Below are 9,794 nucleotides of genomic sequence, written 5' to 3'. Positions count from 1 at the left end.
GGTTGGTGTCGCCGGCCAGGCAGGCCACGATGTCGGCGTCGCCGGCCGGCCCCGCGCGGGCGGGGCGGCGCCGCGGCCACCCCCCCCCGGCGCGGGCCCCCCGCCCCCCCCCCCCCCCCCCCCCCCCCCCCCCCCCCCCCCCCGCCCCCCCCCCGCGCGCCCGGGCGCGCCCCCGCCCCCCCCCCCCGGCGCGGGTGCCGGTGCGGGGGCCGGCGGCAGTGGCACCTCGAACCAGAAGGTCGCGCCCTCGCCGGCCCGGCTGCGCACACCGATGCGCCCGCCCATGGCCTCCACCAGCTGGCGGCAGATGGACAGGCCCAGCCCGGTGCCACCAAAGGCCCGCGAGCTGGAGCTGTCAACCTGCGAGAAAGGCTGGAACAACCGGGCCTGGGCCTCGCCATCGATGCCGATACCGCTGTCCTGCACCTCCACGTGCAGGCCCGGGAAACGGGTCGGCGCCCCCGCCCGGGTGGGCCCCAGCCGCACGATCACGGCACCCCGCGCGGTGAACTTGATGGCGTTGCCGATCAGGTTGATCAGCACCTGCTGCAGGCGCTTGGCGTCGCCCAGCACGGTCTCGGGCAGCCCTGGCGCCAACACCAGCTGCAGCTCCAGGCCCTTGGCCTGCGCGGTCACGAGCAGCCGGTTGCAGCACACCCGCGCCAGCTCGGCCGGCTGCAGGGGCGCCGGGTACAGCACCAGCTTGCCTGCCTCGACCTTGGAGAAGTCCAGGATGTCGTCGATCAGGTGCAGCAGCGATTCGGCGCTCTCGCGCAGCGTCAGCGCCTGTTCACGTTGCTCGGGCTCCAGGTGGGCATCGAGCAGCAGGCTGACGATGCCGATGACGCCGTTCATGGGCGTGCGGATTTCGTGGCTCATGTTGGCCAGGAAGGCGCTCTTGGCGCGGGTGGCGGCCTCGGCGCGGTCGCGTGCCTGGGCCAGCTCGGCCAGCGTGCGTTTTTCCTCGCTCAGGTCGTGCTCGATGCTCACGCCATGGGTGATCCGGCCCCACACGTCGCGCAAGGGCGCGGCCACCACCTGGGCGACGAAGGTGCTGCCATCGCTGCGCCGGCGCAGCACCTCGCCACGCCAGATCTGGCCAACGCGCAGCTCCCCCAGCATCTGGGCAAAACGTGGCGCCGCCTCGTCGCCACCATCGAACAGCAGCGGCGTGTTGCCGAGCACCTGCGCCGGGGCGCAGCCGGTCAGTTCGCAGAAGAAGCGGTTGCAGTACTCGATGCGCCCCCGATCGTCAAAGATCAGGATGCCGCTGGGGCTTTGCTCCAGGGCCTGCGACAGCCGCACGATGGTGGTCTGCTGCCGAGCCTCGGCGCGCTCGCCCTCGCGGATGCGGCGCATCATCCAGACGTACCCGCTCAGCACCGCCGCCACGCCCAGCAGCGTGGCCAGGCCCAGCGTGAGGGCGCGCCGGTGCCAGTCGACCAGCACGGCGGCGCGGTCGACCTGCACGGAGACAAACACCGGGTACTTGGCCGAGCTGCGGAAAGCGGTGAGCTGCGCACCACTGGCGCTGCCGATCTCCTCCGCGTGGATGCGGGTCAGCAGCTCGGTGAAGGGATAGTCCTGCCCGCTGGGCACGTCGTCGGTGGTGATCAGAACCCGGCCGTCGAGGCGCGCCACGTGCACGCGGTCGCTGTCCTCACGGTGGAAGCGGTCCATGCGGCCCAGCAGGTGGTCCGGGTTGAGGGCGGCCAGCAGCCACACCGCCTGCGCGCCCTCGCCCAGGCGCAGCAGCAGCGGCACCAGGTAGGGCTGGCGGGGGTCGCCCGGTGCCACCGGCTGCGTGGGCCGCCCGCCCGCCAGGTCCCGCCCTTCCCAGACCGGACCGACACGCAACACCGAGGATTCGCCACGCCCGGCATCCTCGGGCAGGAACGCCTGCAGGTCGAGTTGCTGTCCCAGGTTGGCTGGCTGCGAGCTGGCCCGCACACGCCCAGCCTGGTCGAGCACCGACAGCGAACGCATCGAGGGCTGGCTGTGCCTGAGGCGGCGCAACACGTCGTTGAGCTGCTCGGGTGGCGCCTCGCCCAATGGCGCGTCCACCACCTCGGGCAAGGCCCGCAGGGTGTTCTCCACCAGTTGCAGGCTCTGGGTGGTGTCGTCCTCGAAGATCAGCGCGTTGCCTCGGGCCCGCTCCAGCTGCTGCGCCAGTAGCACGTCGTGGTCACGCACGATCGCGTACGCGACGGCACCGACCACGGTGGCGAGGAACAGCGCCAGCAGCGCCTGGGCCAGCCACAGGTAACGCGCGGCACGCGGCGCCGCGGCGTTGTCGACGGTGGCCGACCGGGCCATCAATTGAGCACGGCGATGGACTCGAGCTTGTAGCGGCTGGCCGCGCGCAGCAGGCGGCCGTCGCGCTTGATGTCGCGCACGAACTGCTCCACCCGGCCCAGCCACTTCTCGTCGCCCGGCGCGACAGCGTAGGCGTAGTCGGTCATGTGGTAGCTGCTGGTGGGGGCCACCAGGCGCGCCCAGTCGGTGGTCTCCAGCATGCGCCGGCTGTAAGGGAAGTCGGTCATGAAGACGTCCGCCCGGCCGGACTCGACCTCCTGCTCGCGCGCCATCGGCGTGTCCAGCACCAACAGGGTGGCCGCCTTCAAACGGGCCCGCATCACGGGTTCGTGAAGCGTGCCCTTCATCACGGCCACCACCACGCCGGGCTTGTCGATGTCGTCCCAGGTCTTGATGCGGCGGTTGCTGCGGGTGGTGATGGCGTAGATGTCGCTGGCCAGCGTGGGACGGGTGAACATCAGCTTCTCGGCGCGCTGCGGTGTCACGCCGACGGCGAACATCGCCAGGTCGCAGCGGTCGCCGGTGACGTCGGATACCAGCTTGGCAAAGGAGCTGTCCACGTACTCCACCGCCACGCCCAGGTCCCGGCCCAGCTCCTGCGCCAGGTCGGCGTCGACGCCGGCCAGTTGCTGGGTGCGTGGGCTGCGCAGGCTGACACCGTAGTAGTCGGGCCAGATGCACACGCGCACCTTCTTGGCCGCCAGCACCCGCTCCAGCCGGTTCGCGGCCGGCGGCGTCTGGGCAGCAGACAACTGCACCGTGCCCAGGGCACACAGCAACAGCAAACCCGTCCGAACGGACCGGACCCAGGATGAAGGGAACATGGCGTGTCTCTCGTTGGTGTGTTGGTCAGGCCGGCAAGGCCCGCGGCGAAGCGGCAGCGCCCCACCGCCCTGGCAATTGACATTTTGCAGGATTTCCGTTGCCGCTCACGCCACCCGGTGCTCAGGCGCCACCAGCGGCACCCGCACGTCGAACACCACCCCGCCCTCGGCGCGGTTGCGGAAGTCGATGCCGCCCCCCAGCGCGCCGGCCACGATGTTGCGCACGATGGACAGGCCCAGCCCGCTGCCGCCCTGCCCCAGCTTGGTGGTGAAGAAGGGGTCGAACACATGGCGCCGTGCCGACTCGGGGATGCCCGCGCCGTTGTCGGCGACGCTGAGCAGCAGCATGTCCTGCTCCACCCGCGCCACGATGTCGATGCGGCCGTGCGCGTGGCCGTCCAGGCCATGGATGTGGGCGTTCTGGATCAGGTTGGTGAGCACCTGCCCCATGGCGCCGGGGAAGCTGTCGAGCGCGATGTCCGCCGGCACGTCGCACACCACCTCGTGGGTGCTGCGCTTGAAGGTGGGCTGCAGCGTGAGCAGGATTTCGTCGACCACCTCCAGCAGTTGGAAGTGCCGCCGTTGGTCGCTGGTCTGGTCCACCGCCACCTGCTTGAAGCTGCTGAGCAGCTCGCTGGCACGCTCCAGGTTGCGCAGGGCGATGTCGCCGCCGGTCTCCACCTGCGACACGAAGGCGTCGAGATCGGAGCGGCGCAGACCACCTCCGATGCGCTGGCGGAAATCGCGCACCCGCTCGCGCACGGTGGACACCGCCATGCGCCCGTTGCCGATCGGCGTGTTGAGTTCGTGCGCCACGCCGGCCACCAGCGAGCCCAACGAAGCCAGCTTCTCCGACTGCACCAGGCGGTCCTGCGAGGCCACCAGCCGCTCTTGCGCCAGTTGCACGGTCTGCAGGGCCTGCGCCAGCTCGGTGTTGGCGATGCTCAGGCTCTGGGTGCGTTCGGTGATGCGGGACTCCAGCTGGGCGTTGAGTTCGCGCAGGCCGGCCTCGGCCACCTTGCGCTCGGTGATGTCCACGTCCATGCAGACAAACACCGGCTGGGGTTCGCCGCGTGGCGACTCGCCCGTGATGCGAATGGTGGTGGACAACAGCCAGCGCGTGTGGCCATCGCGGTGCCGGACCTCGCCTTCATAGGGTCCGTGCGGCTGGCCGCTGCGCTCGACCTCGGCCAGCACGGCCATGAACTCGGCCTGCTGCGCGGGGTTGTAGATCATGTCGCCCAGCGTGCGGCCCAGGGCTTCCTCGCGGGTCCAGCCGAACAGGGTGGTGGAAGCCGGATTCCATTCGATCACGCGGCCCTGGGCATCGAACCATTGCACCGCCAGCGTGGGTGTGCTGTCGATGATGGCGCGCAGCCGCTCCTCGCTGCGCCGCACCGCCGCATCGGCGGCGCGCTGTGTCGTCACGTCGATGCCGATGCAGCGGTAGCCCAGCAGCGTGCCGTCGGCCCGGCGGTCGACGCTGGAACTCCAGGCGATGTCGCGCACCGAGCCACGGGTGTCCAGCATGCGCAGGTCCTGCCGGTAGGTGTTGCGGCGCAGATCGGCACCGACCGCCAGGAAGCGCCGGACCTTCTCACGGTCCTGCGGCGCCACCAGGTCGAGGATGTTGCAGCCCGCCAACTCCACGCCATCGCCGCCCAGCGCCTCCTGCGCGCTGCGGTTGCGGTAGAGGATCTGGCCACGGGCGTCGAGTTCGAGCACCAGGTCGGCGGTGTTCTCCACCAGTTCGCGGAAACGCCGGTCCTGCTCGGCGAGCAGGCGTTCGCGCTGGCCGATGGCCAACGCCACCTGCTGCAGATCGGTGCCCAGCCGCTGCAGCTCGACAATGCCGCTGCGGGGCACCGCGCCGTCGTAGCGGCCGGCGGCGATCGCCTGCGCGAAGCGGGTGACGCCATGGACCACGCGGTCGATGCGGCGAGCCAGCCAGCCCGACATCACCACCCCCACCATCAGGCCCACGAACAAGGTGGCCACCGGGATGAACACGGCCTCGTTGCGGGCCGCGTTCACCACCTCCACCGGGTAGGCCACCAGCAGGCCCCAGCCCAGGCGGGCCGAGCGGCGTGTGGTGCCGCTGTAGGCCTTGCCGTCGAACTCGAAACCGCCAAAGGCCTCCTCGCCCACCAGGGCCGACTGCACCAGCGGCAGGTTCATGAGGTTGGTGCGCTCGCGCACCAGGCGCAGGCTGGGCGCCGAGACCAGCTCGCCGTGGCTGTCCACCGCCAGCAGGGTCAGGCCGTCACGCTGGTTGGGCCGGTTGGTCAGCGCCCCCAGCCGCTCCATCGACAGCTCGCCCAACAGCACGCCGCCTTCGAAAGGCAAGGCCACCGCCACCACCGGCAAGCCCTGCACGGGCGACAGGAACTGCGCGCTCCACAGCAGCGTTTTGCTCGCCAGGGCCTCCGACACCACGGCGATGCCGCTGAGGTCGTTGCCCACCCACTCCTCGGCCCGGGCGGCCAGACCCGCGCGCAGGAACACGCGGTGCAGCTTCAGGTTCTGGTCGACCAGGTAGACCGCGTCCAGCAGGTTGTCGTCGGTCAGCAACTGGCGGGTGGTGATGGCCAGCGCGTCGTCTTGCCCACCCCCGGTGGGCACGGCCCCCCGCAGGCCCGCCAGCGCGCGCAGCAGGCCCTGCGTGTTGTCCAGCCCCTGCTCCAGCGTGAGCAAGGCCAGATCGGCCACCCGGCTCTGCTCCTGGCGTGCCTGTGCCTGCACCAGCGGCAGCCGCCAGGTCAGCATCAGCAGCGCCAGCGCCAGCGCGGCCACCGCCATGGCGGCCAGGAACTGGCCCACCAGCAGGCTGCGCAAGCGCCAGGGGCGGCGCGCGACGGTCAAGCCTGTACCTCGTAACGGCCGTTGCGCACCCGGGTCAGGTAGGTCTGGCGCACGGCATCGCCCTGGGGGGTGAATTCCACCGGGTGCTGGGCGCCGTCAAAGCGGCGCACACGCACCAGGGTCTGTTTGAGTGTTTCGCCGTTGGCCTGCGCCGCCAGGGCCTGGACGGCCACGCCCATGGCATCGAAGCCGGCGAGTTCGGCGAAACCGACGCCGCGTCCGAAACGTTGCTGAAAATTTTTCAGCAGTGCCAGGTAGGCCGGCGCCTGGTTGTCGCGGTCGAGGAACTGGGCGGCCATCACACCCTCGGCCGCCGCGCCGGCCAGCGCGAGCAGTTGTTCGGTGGCGGCCCATTCGGCGGTCATCACCGGCAAGGCCGGCCGCAGCTTGCGCACCTGCTGCAGCAGTTGGGCGGCGTCCACCGCCCCGGTCAGCAGCAGCAGGCCATCGGGCTGGTTGACCAGCGCCCGCTGGGCCACCTCGGCAAAGGCCATGCCTGGCTCGAAACGGTAACCGGCGCGGGTGATGACCTCGCCGCCCAGCTGCTGGAACGCCTGCTCGAAGTCGGCCAGCCAGCGTTCGGTGTAGGCCGCATTGGACATGTCCAGGATGGCCGCCACCCGGCTGAGCTTGCCGCGCTGGGCGTGGTAGCGCGCGCTGGCGATGGCGTATTCGCGGGTTGACGAAATGACGCGGAAGAACTGGTCGTCCAGCCCGGTGAGGGCGCTGGTGGTCACGGTGGGCGAGAGCAGCAGCAGGCCCGCGGCATTGGCCATCGGCACCATGACCATGGCCATGGCGCTGGTCATGGGGCCCAGCACCAGGGACACGCCGGCGTCTTGCAGGCGCTTGAAGGCATCGACCGCCCGTTCGGGGTTCTGCTGGTCATCCGCCGTGACCAGTTCCAGCATCCGCCCGTCCACGCCACCGGCCGCGTTGGCCTGCTCCAGCGCCAGCAAGGCACCGTCGCGCCCGGCCACGCCCAGGTCGGCCGTGCGCCCGGTGAGGCCACCCACAAAGCCGATGCGTATCGGTGCCCGGGCACAAGCCGACAGGCCCAGCACGACTCCGGCAAGCGAGCCGATGAAGGCGCGGCGCGGCAGGGCAGACATGGGTCGGGACGTCCCTTCAGTGGGCGGACAGGGGCGAAGTCGCACCTGAGGCGCGCAGGCGCAGCCACTTGAGCAAGCTGTCCCGGTCCATGGGCTGGGCAATGTGGTAGCCCTGCCCCTCGTGGCAGCCCATGGAGCGCAGCGCGATCCACACCTCGGCATCCTCGATGCCTTCGGCCAGCACCCGCAGGCCCAGCTTGCGGCCCAGCTGGGTGACCATCTCGGCGATGCGCGGTCCCCTGGGCTCGGTGATCTGGCGCACGAAGGTGCGGTCGATCTTGATGCGGTCCAGCGGCAGGCGCTCCAGGTAACTGAGCGAGGAGTAGCCGGTGCCGAAGTCGTCGATGGCGATCGACACGCCGCTGGCGCGCAAGCCCGCCAGCGTGGTCTCCAGGTAGGCGGTCGGCAGCACCGCCACCGACTCGGTGATCTCCAGCTCCAGGTGGCCGCCCTGCAGCCGGGTCTGCGCCAGCACCTCGCCGACATGGTCGGCGAAGGCCTGGTCCTGCAACTGCACCACCGACACGTTGACGGCCATGCGCCGTGGCGCCAGCCCCATGTCCAGCAGGTCGCGCATCATGCGGCAGGCCGAACCCAGCACCCACTGGCCCAGCGGCGCCATCAGACCGGAGCGTTCGGCCACCGGAATGAACTGATCCGGTGGCACAAAACGGCCGTCCTCGGTGCGCCAGCGCAGCAGCGCCTCCAGCCCGATCAGTTCCTGCGTCTCCAGGTCCAGCTGGGGCTGGTAGACCAGGTAGAGCCGCTCGGCATCGAAGGCCGCCCGCAGCTCGGACAACATGTAGGCGCGGGCACGCGCCTCCGCGCCCAGGTGGGCGGAAAAAATGACGTAGTGACCCTTGTGGTCCTTCTTGGCTCGCTTGAGGGCGATGCTGGCGTCCTTGAGCAGGTCGGCGCCGGAACTGGCGTCGGCCTGCAGCGCCACGTAGCCGCAGGTGAAGGACAGCTTGTGGGCGATGCCCTCGATCTGGACCGGCAGGCGGGCGCAGGCCATCAGCGCCTCCGGGTGGATGTCTTCCTGTGGCCCGAGCACGCCGTAGGTATCGCTGCCGATGCGGGCGATCACCGTCTGCGGCGGCAGGCTGTCGCGCAGGCGCCGCGCCACCGCGTTGAGCAACAGGTCACCGAAGCGGTGGCCCATGACGTCGTTGGTGGCGCTGAAGTCGTCGATGTCGACCAGGGCCAACGCCTGGCCCAGGGCGCCCTGGGCGATGCGCCGGTCCAGCGACTCGACGAAACTGGCCCGGTTGGGCAGGCCCACCAGCTGGTCGTAGAAGGCGAACTCGTGCAGGCGCTGCATGAGGTTGCGGTTGCGCAGCAGGTTGCCGATGTTGACGCAGAAGACGTCGAGCAGGCTGCGGTCGGTGTCGGTCGGCGCATCCTGGGTGTCGATGAACACCGCCATGTCGTTGCCGTTGCGGTAACCCACGTACAGCGCCACGCCGGCGGCGCTGGACACATTCTCGTGGCCCTGCAGCGCCTGCAACAGCATCTGGCGCACCTCGGCCTGCGGCAGCGTGTCCAGCGGCTGGTCGATCAGGTGGGCGAACTGCCCGGCGGCGGCGAGCACCTTGTAGACCAGGCCGCCGCGTTCGGCCTGGGCGCAGACCAGGCCCTCGGGCGCGGTGCCCAGCAGGCCAGCGAGCTGGGTGATCACCCCTTGCGCGAAGGTGTGCAGGCCGGTCTCCTCCATGAAATCGGCGCTGGAGCGCACGATCAGTTCCAGGCCCCGGCGGTTGGCCTCGATGGCGCAGATCTGCTCGTAGGACCGGATCGCGGTGGTCAGCGTGGTCAGCAGCTTGTGGCGCGTGAGTTCGGACTTGGTCTTGTAGTCGTTGATGTCGTAGCGCAGGATGGTTTCGTGCTCGGGCGCGTAGCCCGGCTGGCCGGTGCGCAGCACGATGCGGGTGGCTTTCAGGCCCGCCTGGTTGCGGATGAAGTCGACCAGTTCCAGGCCCGCGCTTTCGGTCTCCATCACCACGTCGAGCAGCACCAGCGCCAGGTCCGGCGTCTGCAATAGCAACTCACGCGCCTGCGCGCCGTTGTAGGCGTGCAGGAAACGGATGGAGCGGCCAAACACCTGGACGCCGTCCAGCGCAAACAAGGTCGCCTGGTGCACGTCGTCGTCGTCGTCGACCACCAGCACCAGCCACTCGCGCGCCGCCCTCGCGGGCACCGCAACGCCCCCCTCAGGGTGCTCGTCCTCAAAAGCAAACAGCTCGTCGTGTGGCTGACCCATGTGCACCGCGCCATTGAAATAATTGGTCTCAGGTGTGAGGTATATCACGCCACCCTACCGTCCAAGCGCGACGGGCGCCGCGGGACAAAAAAAAGCGCCCCCCGCGAAGACGGGGGACGCCTGACGCACCGTGGCGCGTCGACCGGGCAGGCCTTACTTGGCGCCGCCCAGTATCCAGCTGGCCAGGGTCTTGGCATCGGCGTCGCTCAGCGCGGCCTGGGCGGGCATGGGCACCGCGCCCCATTTGCCGGAGCCACCGGCCTTGATGCTCTTGACCAGGGCGTCGACCGCGTCCTTCTGCCCCGCGTACTTCTTGGCCACGTCCTGGTAGGCCGGGCCCACCAGCTTCTTGTCCACCGCGTGGCAGGCCATGCAGGCGTTTTTCTGCGCCAGGGCCAGGTTGGCCATGGCCGGACTGGT

General features: G+C 70.2%; 6 protein-coding genes. All 6 read right to left on the bottom strand.

Annotation, left to right across the window (positions count from 1 at the left end):
• Positions 1 to 2,316 (bottom strand): ATP-binding protein (locus AAHB17_RS13000; protein ID WP_342131022.1); only part of this gene is annotated, 2,316 nt, incomplete at its 3' end.
• Positions 2,316 to 3,140, bottom strand: a complete 825-nt coding sequence (locus AAHB17_RS12995; RefSeq protein WP_342131021.1) for an ABC transporter substrate-binding protein — start codon at positions 3,138 to 3,140, stop codon at positions 2,316 to 2,318. The genes AAHB17_RS12995 and AAHB17_RS13000, both read right to left, overlap by 1 nt.
• 105 nt (positions 3,141 to 3,245) lie before the next feature.
• Complete coding sequence (locus AAHB17_RS12990) at positions 3,246 to 6,002, bottom strand: PAS domain S-box protein (RefSeq protein WP_342131020.1); 2,757 nt, start codon at positions 6,000 to 6,002, stop codon at positions 3,246 to 3,248.
• Entirely contained in the window at positions 5,999 to 7,114 is a 1,116-nt protein-coding gene (locus AAHB17_RS12985) for an ABC transporter substrate-binding protein (RefSeq protein ID WP_342131019.1), read from the bottom strand. Before AAHB17_RS12985 ends, AAHB17_RS12990 begins: the two co-directional genes overlap by 4 nt.
• A gap of 16 nt (positions 7,115 to 7,130) precedes the next feature.
• Positions 7,131 to 9,374 carry a putative bifunctional diguanylate cyclase/phosphodiesterase gene (locus tag AAHB17_RS12980; protein ID WP_342131018.1) on the bottom strand — a complete coding sequence of 748 codons (2,244 nt, stop codon included), beginning with the start codon at positions 9,372 to 9,374 and terminating at the stop codon, positions 7,131 to 7,133.
• A 153-nt stretch (positions 9,375 to 9,527) separates the two neighbouring features.
• Positions 9,528 to 9,782 (bottom strand): c-type cytochrome, encoded by a 255-nt coding sequence (locus AAHB17_RS12975; protein WP_446719599.1) that lies wholly within the window; start codon positions 9,780 to 9,782, stop codon positions 9,528 to 9,530.
• Positions 9,783 to 9,794: the final 12 nt, after the last annotated feature.

Origin of the sequence: Hydrogenophaga sp. OTU3427 (assembly GCF_038440225.1) — a bacterium.
In the GTDB taxonomy this organism is placed as follows: domain Bacteria; phylum Pseudomonadota; class Gammaproteobacteria; order Burkholderiales; family Burkholderiaceae_C; genus Hydrogenophaga.
The sequence above is the reverse complement of the archived record's forward strand: the minus strand, read 5'-3'. Positions and strand labels throughout refer to the sequence as shown.

Bases quoted from the DNA above. Each gene is read 5' to 3' on its own strand.
- AAHB17_RS12985 (WP_342131019.1), bottom strand. From the start codon at position 7,114: ATGTCTGCCCTGCCGCGCCGCGCCTTCATCGGCTCGCTTGCCGGAGTC.
- AAHB17_RS12995 (WP_342131021.1), bottom strand. From the start codon at position 3,140: ATGTTCCCTTCATCCTGGGTCCGGTCCGTTCGGACGGGTTTGCTGTTG.
- AAHB17_RS12975 (WP_446719599.1), bottom strand. From the start codon at position 9,782: ATGGCCAACCTGGCCCTGGCGCAGAAAAACGCCTGCATGGCCTGCCAC.
- AAHB17_RS12980 (WP_342131018.1), bottom strand. From the start codon at position 9,374: ATGGGTCAGCCACACGACGAGCTGTTTGCTTTTGAGGACGAGCACCCT.